This is a genomic window from Vibrio sp. KUL78 (assembly GCF_059725505.1).
Genome location: NZ_AP045838.1, coordinates 1,924,915 through 1,946,161, shown reverse-complemented (window position 1 = coordinate 1,946,161; position 21,247 = coordinate 1,924,915). Strand labels below are relative to the sequence as shown.

The 21,247-nt window shown below is 45.7% G+C and carries 21 protein-coding genes; 12 read left to right on the top strand and 9 right to left on the bottom strand.

The genetic code is table 11. The features are described 5' to 3' along the window. Positions 1-5 precede the first annotated feature (5 nt). Positions 6-590, bottom strand: a complete 585-nt coding sequence (locus AC6I8Y_RS25095) for a TetR/AcrR family transcriptional regulator (protein ID WP_498022186.1) — start codon at positions 588-590, stop codon at positions 6-8. Positions 591-690: 100 nt separating this feature from the next. Here AC6I8Y_RS25095 and AC6I8Y_RS25090 point away from each other — a divergent pair, with 100 nt between their 5' ends. After that, positions 691-1,221, top strand: coding sequence for a dihydrofolate reductase family protein (locus tag AC6I8Y_RS25090; RefSeq protein ID WP_498022184.1), 531 nt, complete (start codon positions 691-693; stop codon positions 1,219-1,221). 186 nt (positions 1,222-1,407) lie between these two features. Then, the gene (locus AC6I8Y_RS25085) at positions 1,408-1,776 is read left to right on the top strand and encodes an endonuclease domain-containing protein (RefSeq protein WP_394150216.1); all 369 of its coding nucleotides are present in this window, start codon (positions 1,408-1,410) and stop codon (positions 1,774-1,776) included. 789 nt (positions 1,777-2,565) lie between these two features. On the opposite strand, the gene AC6I8Y_RS25080 is transcribed toward AC6I8Y_RS25085, so the two are convergent. Further along, a complete protein-coding gene (locus AC6I8Y_RS25080; protein ID WP_394150214.1) occupies positions 2,566-3,240 on the bottom strand; it encodes a fructose-6-phosphate aldolase in 675 nt (224 codons plus the stop codon). Positions 3,241-3,429: 189 nt separating this feature from the next. On the opposite strand from AC6I8Y_RS25080, the gene AC6I8Y_RS25075 reads away from it, so the two are divergent. From AC6I8Y_RS25075 to AC6I8Y_RS25065, 3 genes are all read left to right on the top strand, one after another. Continuing rightward, positions 3,430-4,329 carry a glycyl-radical enzyme activating protein gene (locus AC6I8Y_RS25075; RefSeq protein ID WP_498022182.1) on the top strand — a complete coding sequence of 300 codons (900 nt, stop codon included), beginning with the start codon at positions 3,430-3,432 and terminating at the stop codon, positions 4,327-4,329. 5 nt (positions 4,330-4,334) lie between these two features. After that, positions 4,335-6,758 carry a formate C-acetyltransferase/glycerol dehydratase family glycyl radical enzyme gene (locus tag AC6I8Y_RS25070; RefSeq protein ID WP_498022180.1) on the top strand — a complete coding sequence of 808 codons (2,424 nt, stop codon included), beginning with the start codon at positions 4,335-4,337 and terminating at the stop codon, positions 6,756-6,758. Positions 6,759-7,036: 278 nt separating this feature from the next. Next, positions 7,037-7,777: a DeoR family transcriptional regulator gene (locus AC6I8Y_RS25065; protein ID WP_498022179.1), complete on the top strand. Its 741-nt coding sequence runs from the start codon at positions 7,037-7,039 to the stop codon at positions 7,775-7,777. Here the strand turns inward: AC6I8Y_RS25065 and AC6I8Y_RS25060 are convergent. Further along, positions 7,774-8,406, bottom strand: a complete 633-nt coding sequence (locus AC6I8Y_RS25060; RefSeq protein WP_498022178.1) for a flavin reductase family protein — start codon at positions 8,404-8,406, stop codon at positions 7,774-7,776. The two genes, AC6I8Y_RS25065 and AC6I8Y_RS25060, sit on opposite strands and share 4 nt — an antisense overlap. A gap of 169 nt (positions 8,407-8,575) precedes the next feature. On the opposite strand from AC6I8Y_RS25060, the gene AC6I8Y_RS25055 reads away from it, so the two are divergent. The 7 genes from AC6I8Y_RS25055 (at position 8,576) to AC6I8Y_RS25025 (ending at position 14,724) form a co-directional block, all read left to right on the top strand. Beyond that, a complete protein-coding gene (locus AC6I8Y_RS25055; protein ID WP_498022177.1) occupies positions 8,576-9,523 on the top strand; it encodes a LysR family transcriptional regulator in 948 nt (315 codons plus the stop codon). Between the two features lie 145 nt (positions 9,524-9,668). Beyond that, on the top strand, positions 9,669-10,697 hold the full coding sequence (locus tag AC6I8Y_RS25050) for a DUF1254 domain-containing protein (protein WP_394150203.1): 1,029 nt from the start codon (positions 9,669-9,671) through the stop codon (positions 10,695-10,697). 167 nt (positions 10,698-10,864) lie between these two features. Next, positions 10,865-11,842: a helix-turn-helix transcriptional regulator gene (locus AC6I8Y_RS25045; protein ID WP_394150202.1), complete on the top strand. Its 978-nt coding sequence runs from the start codon at positions 10,865-10,867 to the stop codon at positions 11,840-11,842. A 120-nt stretch (positions 11,843-11,962) separates the two neighbouring features. Beyond that, positions 11,963-12,448 (top strand): hypothetical protein, encoded by a 486-nt coding sequence (locus tag AC6I8Y_RS25040; RefSeq protein ID WP_498022174.1) that lies wholly within the window; start codon positions 11,963-11,965, stop codon positions 12,446-12,448. A gap of 291 nt (positions 12,449-12,739) precedes the next feature. Further along, positions 12,740-13,009: a PTS sugar transporter subunit IIB gene (locus AC6I8Y_RS25035; protein ID WP_128648995.1), complete on the top strand. Its 270-nt coding sequence runs from the start codon at positions 12,740-12,742 to the stop codon at positions 13,007-13,009. 12 nt (positions 13,010-13,021) lie between these two features. Then, complete coding sequence (gene ulaA / locus AC6I8Y_RS25030; protein WP_128648996.1) at positions 13,022-14,278, top strand: PTS ascorbate transporter subunit IIC; 1,257 nt, start codon at positions 13,022-13,024, stop codon at positions 14,276-14,278. Next, entirely contained in the window at positions 14,275-14,724 is a 450-nt protein-coding gene (locus tag AC6I8Y_RS25025) for a PTS sugar transporter subunit IIA (protein WP_498022172.1), read from the top strand. The genes ulaA and AC6I8Y_RS25025 overlap by 4 nt, the downstream gene beginning before the upstream one ends. Before the next feature lie 66 nt (positions 14,725-14,790). On the opposite strand, the gene AC6I8Y_RS25020 is transcribed toward AC6I8Y_RS25025, so the two are convergent. From AC6I8Y_RS25020 to AC6I8Y_RS24995, 6 genes are all read right to left on the bottom strand, one after another. After that, entirely contained in the window at positions 14,791-15,090 is a 300-nt protein-coding gene (locus AC6I8Y_RS25020) for a hypothetical protein (protein WP_498022171.1), read from the bottom strand. A gap of 101 nt (positions 15,091-15,191) precedes the next feature. Beyond that, the gene (locus AC6I8Y_RS25015; protein WP_394150197.1) at positions 15,192-16,094 is read right to left on the bottom strand and encodes an EamA family transporter; all 903 of its coding nucleotides are present in this window, start codon (positions 16,092-16,094) and stop codon (positions 15,192-15,194) included. 80 nt (positions 16,095-16,174) lie between these two features. Next, positions 16,175-16,882, bottom strand: coding sequence for a phosphonate utilization transcriptional regulator PhnR (phnR, locus tag AC6I8Y_RS25010; protein ID WP_394150195.1), 708 nt, complete (start codon positions 16,880-16,882; stop codon positions 16,175-16,177). Positions 16,883-16,940: 58 nt separating this feature from the next. After that, positions 16,941-18,644 (bottom strand): putative 2-aminoethylphosphonate ABC transporter permease subunit, encoded by a 1,704-nt coding sequence (locus AC6I8Y_RS25005; RefSeq protein WP_498023121.1) that lies wholly within the window; start codon positions 18,642-18,644, stop codon positions 16,941-16,943. A gap of 46 nt (positions 18,645-18,690) precedes the next feature. After that, positions 18,691-19,797, bottom strand: a complete 1,107-nt coding sequence (locus AC6I8Y_RS25000) for a putative 2-aminoethylphosphonate ABC transporter ATP-binding protein (protein ID WP_498023120.1) — start codon at positions 19,795-19,797, stop codon at positions 18,691-18,693. A gap of 212 nt (positions 19,798-20,009) precedes the next feature. Further along, positions 20,010-21,017, bottom strand: coding sequence for a putative 2-aminoethylphosphonate ABC transporter substrate-binding protein (locus tag AC6I8Y_RS24995; RefSeq protein WP_498022170.1), 1,008 nt, complete (start codon positions 21,015-21,017; stop codon positions 20,010-20,012). Between the last annotated feature and the right edge of the window lie 230 nt (positions 21,018-21,247).

Genomic DNA, 21,247 nt, shown 5'->3' with positions numbered 1-21,247 from the left:
ATACCTTACTCTCTGTTTTTCGCACAAGAAAGTGTCGGCGTCACTGCTTTCAAATAAAGAGATATCGAACCTTGGTAGATAGCGCGTTTATCTTCTTCGCTGGCAGAAGAGAATTGCATTGAAAAGGCAAAGCCATGTAAGTAATCCGCGAGTAGATTGACAGCATTTTGGCGCTCACTTTTCGTCAAATTGATAGCGTCTACAATATCATTGAATCTTGACATGAATACGTCTGCAGGACCGCTGCTTTTCATCTTAAACAAGGTTTCCAGAAGTCCCGGATACTCACCAAGCAATTTAAGATAACTCCAGCCCAGCTCTGACACCTCCTCTTGCCATCGAGTAGTGCCAGTTGGCTCGTAAATGCCCTCAACGAGAGAAATTGCAACCGCCTCTAGAACGCTATCTTTATTGTTGAAATAGTGATAAATCGCCATGGCATCGATATTAAGTTCTTTCGCTAACGCTCTGATGCTTGGGATCTTTCCGTCCGCCTTCATCATAGCTTTCGCTGTCTCTACGATACGCTCTTTACTAAGTCCGTCTTTCCCTTTCTCGGGACGTCCTCGTTTCTTCGGCTTGACAGTCATAAGAATTCCTAGCTAAACTTCCGTTAATTTCTACACTGTAGAATTTTAGCAAAGATAGACTAGATTGAACACATTTCCTGATATGAACTAGGAGCTCACCATGGCTAACATCGTTTACATTGCTACCAGCCTCGATGGTTACATCGCCGACAAAGACAACGGCGTTGAATGGTTGCATGACATTCCAAATCCAGAGGGCTCGGATTTTGGTTTCGCGGAGTTCATGGACAAAGTTGACGCACTCGTAATGGGTAGAAACACACTAGAAATCGTATTGAGTTTTGACTGCGATTGGCCCTACTCAAAGCCAGTCTTTGTACTGAGCAACACAATGACTGAAGTACCGAAAGGGTTAGAGGGCAAAGTCTTTTTGGTCAACGGTGAGCTCAAAGATATCGTTGAAGACCTTGCTCAAAAGGGCTACCAAGATCTCTATATCGATGGCGGTAAAACCATTCAGAGCTTTTTAAACGAAGACCTGATTGATGAGCTGATTATTAGCACAATTCCAGTGTTACTTGGTGGCGGCATATCTCTATTCGGTGAGCTAGACAAGCCGCTGAAGTTTAAACATGAGTCTGCGGAAAGGTATGCCGATTGTATCGTTAAGAATCGGTTTGTGAGGGTTTAAGTCGACTTATCCCAGCCTAACTATCACCTCTTGCTCAGACTGCAAGTGAGCAAGAGGTACTCAAGCCTTTCAAACTTCTCAATTACATCTTTCTCCTACAAAGTGCACATAGCTTCCAAGTTGCGATGGCAATGATCCCGTTGTTTCCTCCAATGTCGAGTATCACTTATCAACGTGGCAAAGGCTATGAAGAGACACTTGTATAATGACTCCCAACAGACTGGATTTCGAAAACAGCTTAGAAGTAATCCAACGCTTGCCGAAGCAAGGCTTTGGTATTACCTCCGGAGGGGGCAACTTGGTGCCAAATTTCGGAGACAATATGGTGTTGGTCAGTATGTTTTAGACTTCTATTCAACTGAAGTGAGGCTTGCTATTGAAGTCGATGGGGATAGTCACTACTCCGAACGTGGGTTGGCTTCAGACATGAGGCGGAGTGAGTTTTTAGAAAGCGTTCGGATACGTGTGGTGAGGTTTACGAATCAAGAGGTTTTGGAGGAAACCACTACGGTTGTTGAGATGATTAAAGGGATTATAGCGAAGTTAAAGAAATAGGCGGAGCGCAGCGTTTACTCCTCCCCTGATAAGAGGAGGCTGGGAGGGGTAAAGCGCCGAAGCTACATGCTAACTCCGACACCAACTTGAACTCCGCTTTACCCCTCTAACTCCCCCTTAGCAAGGGGGGAAAACCTCTAGCTAGCTCCTATCGTCGCATCGCCTATTTTTTAAACAGCGATGCGCAGCAAGCCCTTTGCTCCTCCCCTGATAAGGGGAGGCTGGGAGGGGTAAAACACCGGACTCACATGCTAACTCCGACTCCAACTTGAACTCTGCGTTACCCCCTCTAGCTCCCTCTTATCAAGGGGGAGAGCCTCGGGCTAGCTCCTATCGTTGCATCGCCTATTCTTAAACAGCGATGCTCAGCAAGCTCTTTGCTCCTCCCCTGATAAGGGGAGGCTGGGAGGGGTAAAGCGTCGGAGTTACATGTTAACTCCGACTCCAACTTGAACTCCGTTTTACCCCCTCTAGCTCCCCCTTAGCAAGGGGGAGAACTTCGGGCTAGCTCCTGTCGTCGCATCGCCTATTTTTAGACAGCGACGCCCTGCGAGCGTTTTGCTCCTCCCCTGATAAGGGGAGGAGCTAAGAAGGGTAAAGCGCCGGAGTTACGTGTTAACTCCGATTCAAGCTTAAACTCCGTTTGACCCCCTCTAGCTCCCCCTTATCAAGGGGGAGAACCTCGGGCTAGCTCCTATCGTCGCATCGCCTATTTTTAAACAGCGATGCGCAGCATGCTCTTTGCTCCTCCCCTGATAAGGGAGGCTGGGAGGGGTAAAATGCTCGATCTTAACTTTCAAATGAAAGCTTACCCCCAAACGCCCCACTCCAATCCTTATCAAACTGTTCAACCGCTGGCTCAATTGCAGGATGAGAGAACATCTGTGCGGCCACATCTACTGGCAAGGTAATAGCACCAATCCCTAGCTTCATAACATCCATCGCTTGTTGAACATTCTTAAAACTTGCTGCCAAAATTTTTGCGGGTAAGCCGTTTTTCTCGATCAGTGTTTGGATATCACGAACAACCGCCACACCGTCGCCATTCATCGCATCGATACGATTCACATAAGGTGCCAAATAATCAGCGCCACATAGCGCGGCCATAATTCCTTGTTGAACGGTGTAAATCGCGGTAGCAAGAACCTGAATACCTTCTTGTTTCATAAGCTTAATCGCAGCGAGACCCTTCTCCGTCGCCGGTACCTTCACCACCATATCGTAAGGAAGTTCATTAAGCATCTTAGCCTCTGCTACCATGCCAGCGACATCTTTACTGACGACCTGTGCGTGAAAGCGAGCGTCTTTACCTAAAACGTCAGACATTGCCTTTAGCGTCTCGGTAAGACCAGTACCTGATTTCGCAACGATAGTCGGGTTGGTTGTAATGCCTTTTAGTGGGAAACACTGGTTAAAGCGAGCGGTTTCATTTACATCGGCTGTATCTAAATAGAGTTCAATCATAGTTATCTCTCGGACCTTTCTTTGAACAATCTCAAGTTGTGAACAATATAGATCCAGCGAATGTTTCAGATCTTGACCTTGATCAAAACAAACTTCAAATGAAACCTTTAGATTCATTTAACGAAAGCAGAGGACTTTCAAAAACGAAACCTATGAAGAATGTGAGATTCGAATTAGAGAGAGGCTAGCATGTACTTCAACATACAAAGATTTTCAACTCACGATGGCGATGGCATTCGCAGCATCCTTTTTTTAAAGGGCTGCAGCTTGGCGTGTCCATGGTGTCAGAACCCTGAAAGTCGTAGCCCAAAGCACTCGTTACTATTCGATGAGCGCAGTTGCCTCGAGCAATGTACAGCCTGCGTCGATGTTTGCCCTTCAATTGAAAGAACGAAAGACACCATCACTATCAACAGACAGACACTGGATGAAGCACAGATCATCACACTACAAAATGTCTGTCCGACGCAGGCGCTAAGCGTATGCGGCGAAGAAGCTAAAGAAGGCGTACTCATTGACACGCTGATGAAAGACAAGCCGTTCTACGATCAAAGTGGTGGCGGCGTAACGTTTTCAGGTGGTGAGCCTTTAATGCAATCGGATCTGGTGACGTCAATCGCAACCGAATTGCAGCAACAAGGTGTCAATACTGCTATCGAAACCTGCATGCATGTGCCATGGAAAAATGTTGAACAAGCTGCGCCTCACATTGATTGCTGGCTAGCAGATCTTAAACACACTAATGAACAGAAGTTTCTCGAGTGGGCACAAGGCTCTTTAAAACGAATCAAAGCCAACTTTCAAAAGCTCGCTCCAATCGCTAGACGCATTGTCATTCGTGTCCCTGTAGTACCGGGATTTAACGATACCGAAGCTGAGCTTGCTGACATTATCGACTTTGCCGCTTCACTTGAAAGCTGCAACGAAATTCACCTGTTGCCCTACCACACCTTGGGCATCAACAAATACCGTCTGCTTGATATGCCTTACTTATGTGCAGACAAACCACTGAACAACCCTGAACTGCTTGAATACGCGCAACAGCACGCTAAGCAGTATTCGCATATGAACGTGATCGTACGAGGTTAATTACTATGGAACTCAACTATTTACCAAAGCGTATTCAAGACCATAAGAAAGCACTAGTGAACATTGTCACGCCACCAATCTGTACTGAGCGTGCCGTTGCTTACACAAAAGCTTATCGTGAAAACGAAGATAAGCCGATAATCGTTCAGCGCGCTCTTGCGCTCGAAGAACACCTTAGAACGCGTACCATCTGGATTGATAATGACGAGCTAATTGTCGGTAACCAGGCAAGTAAGCTTCGCGCTGCTCCTATCTTCCCAGAGTACACTGTGCGTTGGATTGAAGCTGAGATTGATGATTTAGCGGATCGCCCAGGTGCCGGCTTTGCGGTAACAGAAGAAGACAAAGAAGTTATTCACTCGCTCACTCCATACTGGCGTGGTAAGACAGTGCAAGATCGCTGTTACGGTATGTTCACAGAAGAGCAGCAAGCCATTCTTGCGACCACGATTATCAAGGCGGAAGGCAACATGACCTCCGGTGATGCACACTTAGCGGTCGACAATGAAAAGATCCTTGCGCTCGGTCTTGATGGACTCATTACAGAAGTTGACGACTTCCGTCAAAGCAATGATATTTCAACCTACGAAGGGCTTAAAAAAGAGCAATTTTATAAGTCGGTCGACATCGTTCTTCGTGCTATTCAACAGCATATCCTGCGCTTTGCTGAGTTAGCCTCTGAGATGGCAAAGAATGAGCAAAATACGAAACGCAAAGCCGAGTTAGAAATCATCTCTGCAAACTGTGAACATATTGCTTATCACGCGCCAACGAGCTTCTGGCAGGCCCTTCAGCTCAGTTATTTTGTTCAGCTTATGCTGCAAATTGAGTCGAACGGTCACTCGGTGTCGTTTGGGCGTATGGACCAATACCTAAACGACTACTACGTAAATGATATCTACAACGGCACTTTGGAACTTGGGTTTGCGCTTGAGCTACTGCAAAGCTGTTGGCTCAAGCTTCTCGAGGTCAACAAAATCCGCTCTGGTGCTCACTCAAAAGCGTCAGCAGGCTCTCCGCTTTATCAAAACGTCTGTATTGGTGGCCAAAGGCTTGATAACCAAGGTAACCCGGTAGATGCGGTAAACCCGCTATCTTGGGCAATACTGGAGTCTTGTGGGCAGCTTCGTTCCACTCAACCAAACCTAAGTGTTAGATACCACGAAGGGCTAGACCAAGAGTTTTTGATGGGCTGTATCGAAGTCATCAAGTGTGGTTTTGGTATGCCAGCCTTCAATAATGATGAGATAGTCATTCCGGAGTTCATCAAGCTTGGTGTCGAGCGTGAAGACGCCTACAACTATGCCTCGATTGGCTGTATCGAGACAGCTGTACCTGGTAAATGGGGCTATCGCTGCACAGGTATGAGCTTTATCAACTTTGCTCGAATCTTGTTAGCCGCTCTAAATGAAGGCAAAGACGCGACAACCGGCGAGTGCTTCTTACCACACGACAAATCTCTGGCGAAGGGTAACTTTGCTAGTATGGATGAAGTCATGGCATCGTGGGCAGACCAAGTTCGCTACTATGCAAGAAAATCGATTGAGATCGACACGGTAGTGGATAGCGTCCTAGAGCATCAAGCGCAAGATATTTTCTGCTCATCGTTAGTAGACAACTGTCTGCCGAGCGGAAAAACGGTGAAAGAAGGCGGTGCCAAGTATGACTGGGTATCTGGCCTGCAAGTCGGTATCGCCAACCTAGGGAACAGCCTTGCGGCTATCAAGCACTTGGTATTTGAAGACAAACAGATCAGCCAACCTGAGCTAGCAAAAGCACTAGAAGAAAACTTCGAGGGCTCTGAGCAAGAACAGCTTCGTCAACGTATCCTTAACTTCGCTCCAAAATACGGCAACGATGATGACTCCGTTGACCTTCTACTCGCTGAGGCATACAGCGTGTATATCGATGAGTTGAACAACTTCGTCAATACGCGTCACGGTCGCGGTCCAATCGGCGGTGGGTACTACGCGGGCACGTCTAGTATCTCGGCAAACGTTCCGTTTGGGGCTTCAACTATGGCAACGCCGGACGGGCGAAAGGCAGCAACACCTCTAGCTGAAGGCGCAAGTCCATCTTCGGGCTCTGACCGCTTAGGTCCGACTGCGGTATACAACTCTGTCGGTAAGATCCAAGCTGATAAAATCTTAGGGGGTGTGCTGCTGAATCAGAAGTTATCACCAGCAGCCGTGGCGTCTGAAAGCGATAAACTCAAGCTATCCATGTTGATTCGTACATTCTTCAACCACCATAAAGGTTGGCACGTGCAATACAACATTGTGTCGAGGGATACCTTGCTCGCAGCGAAACGTAACCCTGAGCAATACCGTGACTTGGTGGTACGTGTAGCGGGGTACTCAGCCTTCTTCACGGCGCTTTCACCGGACGCTCAAGACGATATTATTGCGCGTACTGAGCACGAACTCTGATAGAGGCTAACAGCTACACTTCGCAGTTTTTTGTGAAGAGTTTAGCTTTCAAATGAAACATAAATGAAAGAGAGCTATAATGGCTCTCTTTTGGTTTGCTGATCGCTTTGAGTAGATCCCTGCCTACGCAGGGATGACGCCATTATTTGGGATGATTGGTCATTGCTTTCGTCATTCCTGCGCAGGCAGGAATCTTGCTGAAGTAAACACCATCCATAACTCGAATCATCACCAATCCACACCATAAAACTCAACCCCCTGCGCCTCAAGGACTAACTATGAACTCCAGACAATCTGAAATCCTTAACCTCGTCAACGACAGAACCAGAGTGCAAGTCAGCGAGCTTTCTGAACTGACAGGTGTGTCTGGCGTCACTATTCGTCAAGACCTTAATTTCTTGGAGAAAAACGGTTACCTCAAACGGGTTCATGGCGCCGCAGTCGCACTACAAAGTGATGATATTGAATCTCGTCTTGAGGTGCACTTCGATATCAAGCAGCAACTCGCGAATAAAGCGGCGGATCTTGTAACGCCAAATGAAACCGTGCTAATTGAAGGTGGCAGCGCTAATGCTCTGTTAGCGAGAACACTCGCGGAGCGTGGTGATGTCACCATCATCACGCCATCAGCTTATATCGCCCATTTAATCCGCCACACGTCTGCCAACATCATTTTGTTGGGTGGGGTATATCAGCATCAAGGGGAGAGCTTGGTGGGACCGCTCACCAAGCTTTGCATTGAGAATATCCACTTCAGTACCGCATTCTTAGGAATTGACGGCTTTGATGTCGATACCGGCTTTACCAGTCGAGATATGATGCGCGCCGATATCGCTAGTACCATACTTGCCAAAAAGCGTCGTAATGTTGTCCTTACCGATTCAAGTAAGTTTGGTCAAATATTCCCCTCCTCAATCGGCAGCACCAACGAAATTTCTGTGCTCATTACAGATGAGGCTGCGCCTCAAAATATGCTCGAACACTTGAAATCTAAAGGTGTTGAAGTCTTTGTCGGCTAGCCAAAGATTTCTGGTTTGGTGTGTGGTTTGGCATAAGTGAGCCTCCCCAAACTGTCTGTCACATGGTAGTTGTCCAGACCTGATACAGCGACACTGCCTAGTGATTCAATATCGATATAACCGCCTTCAGCGATTGCCTCTCGTTCTACATGCAGGTTAGTGACCTCTCCAATCAGCAATACGACACCGTTTAGATCGATAGTTTGACTGCTCTTTAGCGCAAGCGAATACTTTAACCGACTCTCGGCAACAAAAGGGGCACGCACACCCTCTTGCCATTCAGGTGTTAATCCGACCGCCTCAAATTCAGAAACTTCTCTTGGATAGCGTGCCGACGTCTGGTGCGCTCGTTTCCAAATATCATTGTTGACATGATTAATGGTGTACTCGCCGACAGACTGAATGTTCTCTAGCGTATCTCTAGCGACTGAGTGGGGTCTTGAAATCATTCCGATTAATGGAGGGTTAGCACCCAAATGAAATACCGAACTCACAATGGCTAAATTGGTGTTCCCTTCATGATCTGCAGTGCCTATGAGATTGGCACTTTTAAAGCCTGATAAGCTATTGACGAAGTTAGCTCTATAGCTGTCTTCTAAATTAAGTATATCTTGATGAGTAACATGCATGTGTCGATACCTGGATTAGCGGAATATTGATATAAGTTACTCAAACTCAGTGGTTTTCGATCACCGTGATGCCCATCTCAAGCCAACACTGGATTAATTATTAATGCCATGCACTTTGCCAATATAGTGATATGCTTTGTGGTAATAAGTGTGTTTATGGAGTGAGCGGATGAAAACCCTTGAACAAGAACTGTCTCGAATTGACTTAAACTTACTCGTCTCCCTCAGTGTGCTAATTAAAGAGCGCAACGTCTCTCGTGCTGCTGAGAAGCTTTATTTGTCTCAACCAGCAATGAGCCGAACGCTTGCCAGACTCAGAGATCTGTTTGACGATCCACTCTTCTACCGTGAGTCCAATGGATTGCAGCCCACAGCGAAGACACTTGAGCTTGAAGCATCGCTGGATAGTATTCTGCTCTCTATAGACACCTTATTGAATGGACTTAGTTTCTCCCCTCTCGAATGTGAACGTGCTTTTCGTTTGTCCGTTCCTCCGTTGATGAGTCGATTTCTAACTGCGCCTTTAGCTAGGGCGCTTAAAGACGTTGCACCTAAGGTAACGTTAGAAGAGTACCCCTCATCACGCGAACCGATTAAATTGCTGAAAGATGGACAGGTCGACTTTTCGATTCATGTTGAAGAACCACCTCAAAGTGATGAATATCATTTCCAAAAGATCGGCAGTACCTACCCTGTCATCTATGGTTCTCGAACTCATCCGTTGACGCAACAAGCCGATATCACTATAAAAGACTGCCTCAACTATCAATTTGTCGACCTATCACTGGATGTTCGCTCTAATCATAATTACCTAAACCCAATCGATTTAGAGTTGGCTAAACAAGGTCAGAGTCGCACCATAGCTCTGAAGTCCGGGCAGCTTTCCACGCTTTTGGATTCTCTTGCAGGGACGGACCGATTAATGATTTCAAGTCATGCGTTAGCGGACGACCTACTCAACCACGAAGATCTGCAAGTGATTAAGGCATTTAATCGTGACGACTACTATGTCGGCTTGTATCTGATTGAACACCGAAAAACGGAAAGTAGCCCAGCTCATCGTTGGTTTAAGCAGCTTGTCGTCGATTCATTGTCCGAGCGAATCTCAACTACTTAAACATGATATGCACCTCAAGCATATCAGCTATAAGTGCATATCATTGGAATAGATAGGGCTATCTTCGTAAGCTATTCATCAACAAGCAACGCTATTAAATACAGGGCGAGTTAATAGTGACGATGAATCCACTTCGGAGATAGCTATGACTTTCAAGAAATCACTCATTACTTGTTCAATCCTTGGCCTTGGTTTTGCGCTCACCGCTTGCAGCACAACATCCACCGAAACCACAAATCAAGCCTCTAGTACTATAGAGATCACAGAGCAAAATTACGCTCATGCGGAGACCGCTCGCAACTATCGCAACTGGGTAGCGCTTGGTGCAAACCAACATATCACGCACATGCGTAACCTGCCTCCGAGAGGTAAAGACGCACCAACAGTCCAGATGAATGACGACACCTTGTACTCTGTTGCAGTTGTTGAGGCAGTGGACGGAATGGTGACATTTGAGATTCCAGAATCTGACGTTTATATGGCGGTGCAGGTTGTGAACGAAGGCGGTCACGGTGAACACTACGTGGTTGGCGAAGGTTCATATACCGCGGCGATTGAAACAGATTATGCATTTCTCATCTATCGTACAGGTACAGAAAAAGGGCTAGAAGCAGCACGCACAGCTCAAGATAAGATCGAAACAGATACACTCAAGTTTGGTACTTATGAAGTTCAAGACTACGACTATCAAGAAGTCGAAGCGTGGACGTCTACCCTCACAGCCGAAACACAGGGACAAGTATTTGCTTATACCTTCCCTCGCACCTCTAAAGAGGTGACGGATTTGCATCAGTGGAACTTGGAGAACGCCAATGGCTGGGGCGGTTCATCGCCAGAGGTTAATGTCGCGAACCTTTACACCAACTCTGTCATGCTTGACGCGGAGCAGTGCCAAACCACAACCTTTGAGGAACCCGAGTCAAAATACTTTACCTCATTAACACCGTACGATGAGTCTCGTTACCTTATTGCTGGGGCTAACCATATCTCATCAAACGATTGGGTAACGAATGGCGACGGCACGGTCACTGTGTCTTTTAACTGTGGCTCGAATGCCATCAACAACATAGATACCAACGGACAAGATTTCTCATTTACGGTGCGCTACTACGGCGTGAGCCAGAAGGTAATGAACGGTGAAATTGCTCCAGAGAAATCCGTTATCAAATCATAGGCGACAAACAGGTGAGAATGCGATTGCCATTCTCACCTAATAACTCTCTGATAAACCACAGATATACACTTCGCACATATCCTTTATCCAAACCTATCATTTCTAAAGTACATCTCGGTTAATTATATTACCCACACAACCTAACACACCACCTCGAGGAGACTCTCATGTTCCCAGTCGTTTATAGTGATTATGCCACCAGTATTCTGTCACACTTAAAACAGCAAGGTATTGATGTTAGTGATATAGTCGCGGCTTCTGGTCTTCCTAGTGATTATCAGCAGACAGAATCTACATTCTTGCCACTACGTGCACTATTTAGGTTGCTAGAATTGACCTATCAAGAACTAGGAGAAGAGAAAGGAACCTCAATCATTCGACAGGTACTACGCACTCAAATTGTCCCGGCACTCCTTGCTGAGCTAAATGATTGCGAAACTGTTGAGCAGGCAGTACGCAATCTTATTCTGTTAATTCAAGCTCAAATACCACAGTCACAGATATCATTGAGCCCGTATGGAGAAAATTTCATCTTCACGCGCTACAAAGCAAACACAGGTGAGGACTCAGCGTTTATTTGGTCAGAAGTTTTCTCATTATGGACTATGGTCGAACTCATTCAGGCTATCACTCAATCAAAGTGGCTTCCCAAACAAGTGCACATTCAATCGCAATCTTGCAGTGATGTGATTGGGTGTTTCCCACGCCAAATTCAGTTTATTCAGGCACGTGAGATGTCTGGTGTGATCATTGAATCAGCACTGCTATCGCAACCTGCGTCCTTCTCAAATGCGCGAAGGGATGAGGATGAAGAAGACTACGGTATGCACTACAACGTCATCAGTCAAACCTACAGCGCCCTTCGACCTTATGTCCTTGAGCTTAAGTTTGACTTAGAGCGAGCGGCTCAGATTGTCGAAGTGAGTAAGCGCACACTGCAAAGACGCTTGAGTCAGCATGGCATCACTTTTCGACAGCTAAGAGATAACCTCATTGCTGACATTGCACTGGAGCAGTTACAAAAGGGTGAAGCGGTTTCGAGGGTAGCGGTCAATGTTGGATTTGCCAGCGTATCTCAGTTCTCAAGGTCCTTTAAGCGCATTACAGGACTGGCACCATCACGCATTGCACTTCGCCATATCTAGAGCTGGCTTTACCAAAAGTAACACTGTTTAGCGTCAACATGTACCTAGAATATTTCTTTAAAATTCTTGAGTGTGTATACTTAATAGGATGAACTTGCGAAGTTGTACTCTGGATTGTAAATGCAAATAAAGAAAATGGATGCGCCACACGATATGCAAATAGGCGCTAGGTTCGAAACAAAATCTCATGGTTATGTTACCGTTGTAGAGTATTACAATACGCATACCGTCATTGTCGCATTTGAGAACACCGGTAATATTCGCTCTACTACCGCGTCAAAATTACGTGGTGGGCAAATCAGCGATCGTGCCGCACCCATTCAATCTTCCATGGTTGGAGAGACAGTATTATCTCCAAAATATGGAATGCTAACCATTACTCAAGTCGAATCTGAAAATGTTATTCTATTAGAAACTGAAGACGGTGAAGAAATTCGTATGCTTCGTCCTGCCGTGCAAAAACTTCGTGAAAAAATCAATGATGAAGAGACCGACAACGACCAACCTAAACTACCGACTTCTTTAAGTGCACTTACTAAGAGAAATAAGAAAACCAAAGATGTTAACAAGCTGCTCAAAAAGATGCTTACTGACTATGGTAAATAATCATTTACTGCACTGCCATTATATTCATAGCACAAAATATTAATTACAAGCCTTCCATTTAAACTACAAATACCTCTCCCCTTTCCTATACTTCTCAATGGGCCATAACACTAAAGAGTTAAAGCCCCCTAATTTGGGACTTTAACTCAAATTAATGCGATCCACGTCACAAGGTCAATTTGGTTTTGTGACGTGGGTCTATTGTTGTTTTGGTCAGTTTGGATATGATTTGTACCATCCAATAGCGAGGAAAACCCTTCCTCCCCTATAAACTCACATGAGAATGATGATATGAAAAAGATTATGGTTGTATGCGGAAATGGTCTTGGTACTTCACTAATGATGGAAATGGCCGTTAAGGAAGTAGTAGGTAAAATTGGTCTGGATGCCGAAGTTGATCATGAAGATCTATCATCTGCAGCGTCAAGTACTGCTGATATTTGGGTTGCTGCGACTGACGTTGCTAACCAATTAGCTGACGCTGGTAAAGAAAACATTGTTAGCCTTGCGAATATTTTTGATAAAGCTTCTATCGAAGAACAATTGAAAAAATTCATGTAAGGAAAAGATGTAATGCAAAATTTCTTCGAGTTTATGCTGGGCTTATTAAAAGAGCCCGCAATCATGGTAGGTCTTATAGCTTTCGTGGGCTTAATTGCCCAGAAAGCTGACGTATCGACTATTCTTAAAGGCACAATTAAAACCGTAATGGGTTTCCTAATTTTAGGTTTTGGTGCTGGCGCTCTTGTTGGCGCACTAAATAATTTCTCAACTGTATTTACAGAAGCATTTGGCGTAAGTGGTGTTATTCCAAATAACGAAGCAATTGTTGCTTTAGCACAAGAAGCGTTCGGTTATGAAATGGCATTAATTATGTTTTTCGCATTCTTGGTTAATATTCTTTTGGCTCGATTCACGCCATTGAAGTTTATTTTCCTTACAGGTCACCACACCATGTTCATGTCAATGTTGGTGGCGGTAATCCTGTCTACTGCGGAGATCCAAGGTGCAGCACTAGTTGCAATGGGTTCTATTATCGTTGGTTCACTAATGGTAATCATGCCTGCTCTTGCACAAAAATATACCGTGAAAGTAATGGGTACTGACCAGCTTGCTATGGGTCACTTCTCAACGTTTTCATACTTAATCGCGGGCTATGTGGGCAGCAAATTTGGTGACCCATCAAAGTCAACAGAAGAGATCAACGTACCTAAGAGCCTAATGTTCTTGCGTGATACTCCAGTGGCTGTTGCAACAACAATGGCAATCTTCTTTATGATTGCATCTATCTTCGCTGGCGGTGAGTTTGTAGAAAGCGTATCTGGCGGTCAGAACTGGGTAGTATTTACCTTCATGCAATCTCTGGTATTCGCAGGCGGTGTTTACATCGTTCTTCAAGGTGTGAAAATGTTGATTGCGGAAATCGTTCCAGCATTTAAAGGCATCTCTGACAAGCTTGTACCAGGTGCGAAGCCAGCTCTAGATTGTCCTATGGTGTTCCCAGTAGCGCCTAACGCGGTATTGATTGGTTTCCTATCTTCATTCGCTGCAGGCCTAGTGTCTATGGGTATCCAAGGTGCTTTTGACTGGACAATCATCGTAGCAGGTGTTGTACCTCACTTCTTCGTAGGTGGTGCTGCAGGTGTTTATGGTAACGCGATGGGTGGTCTACGCGGTGCAATCCTTGGTGCATTTGTTCAAGGTCTATGTATCTCGTTCCTACCGATGCTACTACTACCAGTTCTAGGTGGTCTTGGTCTTGAAGCAACAACATTTGCTGACTTCGACTTCGGTGTAGTTGGTCTGATTCTAGGTTGGATTGTTCAATGAGTATTTTTAATCTAATTGGCGATAACGGCATTGTTATCTGTAACGAAGAAAACTTGTCTGTCGACGCTGCACTCGACATCACCTGCTCAAAGCTATTAGAGCAAGGTAAAGTAGAAGCAAGCTACCTTGAAGCAATCAAGGAGAAGCATAAAGAAATCGGTGCGTACTACGTACTGGCTCCTAAAATTGCAATGCCACACGCTCGTCCAGAAGACGGGGTTAACGAAGCAGCGCTTCAGGTAACAGTATTCAAAAACGGTGTCGATTTAGAATCAGAAGATAACGGTGACGTTTACTTCTCAATCACACTAGCTGCAATGGATTCAGACAGCCACATTCAAACCATTATGGCGTTAGCTGAACTGTTCCAAAACGATGATGACGTTGAAGCCATTATCGCTGCTGAGAGTGAAGCTGCAATCATCGAGATTCTGAAGAAATACTAATCTCGAAACAAAAACAAAGCCCTTGTATGAAAATACAAGGGCTTTTTTAGTTCGGTATGAATTACATCATGAATTAGAGAAAGCACTCGCCTTATGCTTATCAACCGCTTCAGCTTCATCAAACAGCTCAGCGTTGAATACAATATAGCCATTCGACAACACCCCTTTGGCGACTTGAGGGCGACCTTTACACCCTACCCCCATCAATCTCTGACACAAAGCATCTGGTGCGGATTGATACACGATATCCAAAAACGGCAGTTGAGCGTCGGTCACAATGCCATGCGCATTAAACCGCTCTATCGCATCTTCAAAGAGATCTGAATCAGTATGTTCGATGATTTCTATCACGTGTTCCAATCGCATCTATTACTCAATTCCATTTTAATCATGTACTTATTGCGAGAGTGTACACTAGTTTCCATCGGTATAACACGGGTTGGATCAATGTCACTCTTACCACTTTGCTATAACGCCAAAGCGATAATGAGGCCCGAACAGACCAAAAGTACCCCAAGGATGCGACTATTCAGCCAAGGCTCTTTAAGAAACCACATCCCCATAAAAACGCCAAAAATAATACTCACTTGGCGAAGGGCAACCACATAACTCACATTCTCGACCATTGTCATCGCATACAATACGATGCCATACGTTAGCCCCATCATCAGCCCTGCCGCCGTCGAATGATAGCGATACTTCCAAGCGAGTGCGATCTCATGAGTCTGTTTGGTAAAGACTAGCCACAAGATCAACATCAAAGTGATGCCGGCAGTTTGCAATCCCAGATACAACACGGCGATATGGAGCGACGTCAGCGCTGTCGTCTCAGACACCAACCAATTGATCCCCTCTTTATCGACAATTGAGTAAATCGTAGTGCCAATAGCCGCGATGAACGCCCAAAAGACTCCGCGATTGGCATAGGCACTCACGCTCAAGCCTTTAAGTGTTTTCAATGGCACTAGCAAACAACCTAGCGTCAAAATAGCGAAACCAAACCAAGCGGTGAGGTCTAACGATTGCCCTAGTGCCCAAGCCCCCAACCCAACCATTAACACAGGCAAAGCGCGAGCGATTGGGTAAATAACGCCTATGTCCCCATTCTTATAAGCTCTGAGCAGCCCAACCAAGTAGATAACCTGACCAACAGCGCTGATCCCAAGCAACCACCAAAAATGTGCAGAGATATTGCTGATTCCAACCTGAATGAAACACCAGACAATAAACGGAGAGAGCAGCAAGAACTGTGAAAGAGAAGCGCCTAAAGTGAACGAGTAGCCTGAGCCATTATTAGACTTACCAAGAATGTTCCAACCCGCATGAAGTAGCGCCGAAAAGATAACAAGAAGAGCAGCGTAGAGTGTCACAACAAGATCCGATAAAAAACAACCGACACCACTTGGGTGTCGGCTGGTAAGAAGATAAATCAAAAGAAGTGTATGAAAACCTATCTTTCAAGCTGAGCGATGGACTCGATACTGATAGCATCGTGGCGCCAATATTCAATATCACAATCAATAAGCTCGCCATGCTGATTGTAATTAATACGCTCGACCATCATTGCCGGAGTACCTGAAGTTGCACGTAGTGCTTGTGCCACCTCGCCCAGCAGTGAGGTTGTGGTGACTCGGTACTTCACCCTATCGTAGACAACTCCGTATTTCTCCCGATAGATATCCGTCAATGAAGCACCAGCCATATCTACATCTAGGAGGTCTGGAAACTTTTCAGTTCGAATGAAGTTGGTCACATAAACGACTGGGCGCTCTTCAAGGTAACGCACGCGATCTACTCGATAAATATCTGAAAACGGTGGTAATTCCAAAAGCTGGGCCGCCTGTTTCGTTGTCAGTATCCCTTTTGCTGCAATGAGCTCAGTACGTGGCTGTCGATTCTGAGAAATCGCCATATTAGTAAAGTTAAGGGTCTGCGTTGGGTCATAACGCAGCGGTTCTGGAGAAATAAACCAGCCACGACGATCTTCTCGATAAATGCGTCCTTCTGCTTCAAGCAGTGACAGTGCCTCACGAAGCGTGACACGAGTGGTATCAAACGACTCAGCAAGCTTGCGTTCTGCTGGCAATTTTTGCCTCGGAGCAAGCATGCCCGATTCAATTTGCTCAACAATGGCGTCTTTTATTTTTACGTATTGCACTTGGCATCCTTAATTCAATCGTTATCCAACACGATTATTAATCGAAATATCTCGTCTATTAGCGTTTACGCCAAGCTTGAGTTTTGCCTTCAAATAGCTTTCCAACAACCATGTGAACCAGTTTGGCAACGGCTGCCGAGAGCATGATCATTACCGCCATTGCCGCTGCACTGCCCGTCTGACCGGCATCATCCATGTTAAGCACCGCGACAGACGCTGGGATCGTGTTTGTTGAATACAAGAATACTACCGCAGACGTGGTTGTTAAAGCATTGATAAATAGATATATCGCGATATCTAACACAGCCGGCAAACAGCATGGCAAAGAAACTTTAAAAAACAGCTTATATTGCGGCAGCTTAACCGACGCAGCCGTCGCCTCAATTTCTGAAGGTAGCTGCTTGAGTGCCGTCAACGCCGTCATATGTCCCACCGTGTAATAATGCACAACGGTATTAATAACCAAGAATGCCATGGTGCCATACAACACACCGAGGGGGTTGTTAGCGTCATTAAAGTAGAAGATGTAACCCAAACCCAGTACCAACCCAGGAACGGCCATTGGAATCACGCTCATCATCTGCATCGCTTGACGAACCGGACCAAACGCACGCCCTTTCTCAATACAGTAAGCACCGATAAAGATAACCACTGAGCCTATGATGGCTGTCCATGTCGCCAGTTTCAGCGAATTAAAGTACGGGCTCCAGCCATAGGTACTCATCTCGGCGAAGTTATAGTTATTGAGCGTGAGGGCTTTGTTCCAAGGCCAGAAAGTAACCAGTGAGCCATACACTGCCATGCCAAGCACAGCTAACACCGCCAGAGAAACCAACAGACAATAGGCAAAGCAAAGGGAGTCACGCAGTTTATTGGGAGATGGCTGATAGGGCACGGAGCGACTATCTAGCATGCTCTTCTGTTTTTTCTGTACCCAGCGGTCAACAGTAAACGCCAGAACAGCCGGAAGAAGCAACAAGATACTGGTTACCGCCCCCATAGAAAAATTCTGCTGACCAACGACTTGCTTGAATATATCGGTCGCTAACACGTTGTAGCTGCCACCAATCACTTTAGGTACACCAAAATCACAAACCACCAGAGTAAACACGACGATGAGTGTGCTGATCAATCCATACTTAGCCGCAGGTAAAGTAACGGTGAAGAAAGTTTTAGCCGGCGATGTTTTTAGTGCACGTGCCGCTTCGTATAGGCGAGCATCTGAGGTGCGCAGTGACGTAGTTAAAATCATCAAGGCATGGGGAAAGGTCCAAAATATTAGACCCAGTGAAACACCAATCAAGCCATAAACAGAGTGTCCTTGCAGTAGTTCTTTCGCCACACCTTGATTACCAAACAAGAAGATCAAACTAATCGCTGGGAGTAGCGACGGCGCTAAGATTGGTGCCGTCCCCATCAAGTTAAACAGACCTTTCAATGGCATACACGAGCGAGTCAACGCATAAGCGTAACCGAATGCTAAAAAGCCAACCACCACAGTGACAATAAGCCCGAGCGTCATCGTATTACTTAGTGAATACCACAGACTGTCGGTGGCAAAATAGGTAGCGAAATTCTCAAGACCAACGAACTCACCGGCACTGTTCTGCACACTCTTTTTCATCATTGCCCACAAGGGCATCAAGATAAACAGTGTCATCGCGACAAATAGAAACGTTAGCAGTCCAAAAAGTACCATATTGTCTTTACTAAACTTAGCACTGACTTTTTGAGTGGTGAGTAACGCCAGACGTTGTTTCATTGTGCCACCAGAATTTAGAGTTGAAGTAACTTGCATTGACCCTTCCCTACGCCGCGGCTTTTAGCTGACTTTTTTCTCGGCGATAGCCAAGCAATCCGCACTCAGAAAACTCGACGTAACGAATATCGTTTCGACGAAGTTGAAGCTCGTTGGCATGTTTGACGGGTACGTCAATGTAAATAGGTGCGGCAGTTGGCGCGTGCTGCATCATCACCTCGACGCGATAGAACGCGCCTTGAAACTCTTTTGCCAGTACTTTTACTGGAATCGCATTGGCAGCATGCTCGACAAACTTCAGGCTCTCAGGACGGACAGCAAGGTCAAAGATATCTCCTTGCTCTAACGTCATGTTTTCCAAAGTCGGTAATGACAGCATACTTTCCGCGATGCGCAGACTCGTCGTTGACGCTACTGAAGCTTCGATAAAGTTCATGCTGCCAACAAAATCAGCAACGAAACGCGTTGCCGGCTTCTCATACACTTCTTGCGGCGTGCCTACTTGCTCAATCACGCCATGGTTCATCACCACAATACGGTCAGCCATGGATAAAGCCTCTTCCTGATCATGCGTTACCATGATGGTAGTGATGCCAAGCTTTCGCTGCATTTGGCAGATCTCTTCACGCAGGTGAGTACGTACTTTCGCATCAAGGGCTGACAAAGGTTCATCGAGCAGAAGCAGACCCGGAGACAGCGCCAACGCGCGTGCTAGCGCAACACGCTGCTGCTGACCGCCAGAAAGCTGGTTAGGGTACTTATTGCCAGACGTTGGTAGACCAATCATTTCTAGCCAGTGCTCTACTTTCTCTAACGCCTCTTTATTCGACATACCTTGGTTCTTTAAACCTATGGCGATGTTCTCTTGAACCGTTAAGTTAGGAAATAGTGCATAAGATTGAAATACAATGCCAAAGTCGCGTTTTTCTGGTGGAAGAAAAGTAATGTCTTTGTCTGCTTGATGGATTTCACCCGTAGTTGGTAAATCCAAGCCCGCAATGGCGCGAAGTAATGTGGTTTTGCCACAACCAGATGGTCCAAGAAAGCAAACGAACTCGCCCTTGTTGATGGCGAGGGAAATCTGTTTTAATGCCGTGAACTGACCGAACTGTTTCACCACATTTTTAATATCTAGATAAGGGTTGGATACTGTCATCATCGTCTCTCCAATGGTATATACCAAATGTAAATCTGGTTTGTTTCATCGGGATGACAGTTTTGTAGCAGGTAGATTGCAATCGACAATTTTCGCGATGATGGTATCTCTGTTTTCTAAAAACAACGAAGGGAAGATCCTAAGAACTTCCCTTCTTTAATACATCATCAGTTAATGCGTAACTGATGTATGCAGCAGTCAGCCATCATTGACTACGATCGTGGCTCCGACTTACCGTCAAATTTTTGAGACCATGTTTTTAGCACTTCAGCGCGATCTGCACCCATTTTGCTAAAGTCCATGTCAGCCATAGCACCTTCTACCTCTGGGTAGTTTGACACATTGCCCGTTACCGCCTTATGAGCAACCACTGGATAAGACTCAACATAGAGCTCGTTTGCTGCCTTGGAGATTGACCAGTCAACCACTCGCTTAGCGGCATCAGACTCTTTAACCAAACCGACTGCTTCAGACTCCCAACCGATGCCTTTTGGCGTGATAACCGCGAGTGGCGCACCTTGGTTGATGAGCTTAGCACCGCGCACAGCCATTGAGATGCCGATAGCGACTTCTCCCATACCCGCCTGAACACATGGCTTCGAGCCAGAGTGCGTGTAATGTGCAATGTTGTTATCTAGCTTTTTCATATAGTTCCAAGCTTGATCTTCACCCATGTTCTGCAGCCACGCCGATACTTGCATGTAACCCGTGCCCGAAGACGCTGGGTTTGGCATAGCGATATGACCTTGATAAACCGGCTTAGTCAAATCTTCCCATGACTGTGGTTTCGGCAGGTTAAGCTGTTTCGCCACTGCTTCGTTGAAACAGATAGCATTGAAGAACGCGTCGTTACCAAACCAAGCTTGATTCGTCTGAGGATCGTTAAGGCTCTCATTCAAGTTTTCTAAGCCTGTTGGTGTATATGGCTTAAGAATGCCTTCTTCCTTAAGCAGAGCCATCGATGAGCCTGCCAAACCCCATACAACTTCCGCGTGAGGATTGTTTTTCTCCGCGAGAAGTTTCGCCGTCATGATACCTGTCGAATCACGAACCCATTTGATCTTGATGTCTGGGTTTTCTTTCTCAAACGCGTTCTTGTATTTAGCAAGAATGTCAGTCTCGAAAGCGGTATACACGGTTACTTCTGTCGCTGCTAGTGCATTAGTGGCTAGTAGAGAAACCAGTGTCGCCAGTGTTCCCTTCATCAAACGGTTTTTCATCTTCGTCTCCAGTTAAATTTGGTCTGTACCAGTTGATAGAGCCCACCTTAGTTTTGTTATATGACGATTAAATGAACAAAAAATGGCAGTTTTACTAAATAAAATCGACTTTACCGACTAGTTTAACGCTCAAAGTGCAGTTATGAAACTTTTGTGAAAGTTGGATTCCGCCCTTTGCGTTTACAAAATTTGGTTGCTAGAGTGATTACAACAATTGGTATAGTCCAAAA

Bases quoted from the DNA above. Each gene is read 5' to 3' on its own strand.
- AC6I8Y_RS25095 (WP_498022186.1), bottom strand. From the start codon at position 590: ATGACTGTCAAGCCGAAGAAACGAGGACGTCCCGAGAAAGGGAAAGAC.
- AC6I8Y_RS25090 (WP_498022184.1), top strand. From the start codon at position 691: ATGGCTAACATCGTTTACATTGCTACCAGCCTCGATGGTTACATCGCC.
- AC6I8Y_RS25085 (WP_394150216.1), top strand. From the start codon at position 1,408: ATGAAGAGACACTTGTATAATGACTCCCAACAGACTGGATTTCGAAAA.
- AC6I8Y_RS25080 (WP_394150214.1), bottom strand. From the start codon at position 3,240: ATGATTGAACTCTATTTAGATACAGCCGATGTAAATGAAACCGCTCGC.
- AC6I8Y_RS25075 (WP_498022182.1), top strand. From the start codon at position 3,430: ATGTACTTCAACATACAAAGATTTTCAACTCACGATGGCGATGGCATT.
- AC6I8Y_RS25070 (WP_498022180.1), top strand. From the start codon at position 4,335: ATGGAACTCAACTATTTACCAAAGCGTATTCAAGACCATAAGAAAGCA.
- AC6I8Y_RS25065 (WP_498022179.1), top strand. From the start codon at position 7,037: ATGAACTCCAGACAATCTGAAATCCTTAACCTCGTCAACGACAGAACC.
- AC6I8Y_RS25060 (WP_498022178.1), bottom strand. From the start codon at position 8,406: ATGCATGTTACTCATCAAGATATACTTAATTTAGAAGACAGCTATAGA.
- AC6I8Y_RS25055 (WP_498022177.1), top strand. From the start codon at position 8,576: ATGAAAACCCTTGAACAAGAACTGTCTCGAATTGACTTAAACTTACTC.
- AC6I8Y_RS25050 (WP_394150203.1), top strand. From the start codon at position 9,669: ATGACTTTCAAGAAATCACTCATTACTTGTTCAATCCTTGGCCTTGGT.
- AC6I8Y_RS25045 (WP_394150202.1), top strand. From the start codon at position 10,865: ATGTTCCCAGTCGTTTATAGTGATTATGCCACCAGTATTCTGTCACAC.
- AC6I8Y_RS25040 (WP_498022174.1), top strand. From the start codon at position 11,963: ATGCAAATAAAGAAAATGGATGCGCCACACGATATGCAAATAGGCGCT.
- AC6I8Y_RS25035 (WP_128648995.1), top strand. From the start codon at position 12,740: ATGAAAAAGATTATGGTTGTATGCGGAAATGGTCTTGGTACTTCACTA.
- ulaA (WP_128648996.1), top strand. From the start codon at position 13,022: ATGCAAAATTTCTTCGAGTTTATGCTGGGCTTATTAAAAGAGCCCGCA.
- AC6I8Y_RS25025 (WP_498022172.1), top strand. From the start codon at position 14,275: ATGAGTATTTTTAATCTAATTGGCGATAACGGCATTGTTATCTGTAAC.
- AC6I8Y_RS25020 (WP_498022171.1), bottom strand. From the start codon at position 15,090: ATGCGATTGGAACACGTGATAGAAATCATCGAACATACTGATTCAGAT.
- AC6I8Y_RS25005 (WP_498023121.1), bottom strand. From the start codon at position 18,644: ATGAAACAACGTCTGGCGTTACTCACCACTCAAAAAGTCAGTGCTAAG.
- AC6I8Y_RS25000 (WP_498023120.1), bottom strand. From the start codon at position 19,797: ATGACAGTATCCAACCCTTATCTAGATATTAAAAATGTGGTGAAACAG.
- AC6I8Y_RS24995 (WP_498022170.1), bottom strand. From the start codon at position 21,017: ATGAAAAACCGTTTGATGAAGGGAACACTGGCGACACTGGTTTCTCTA.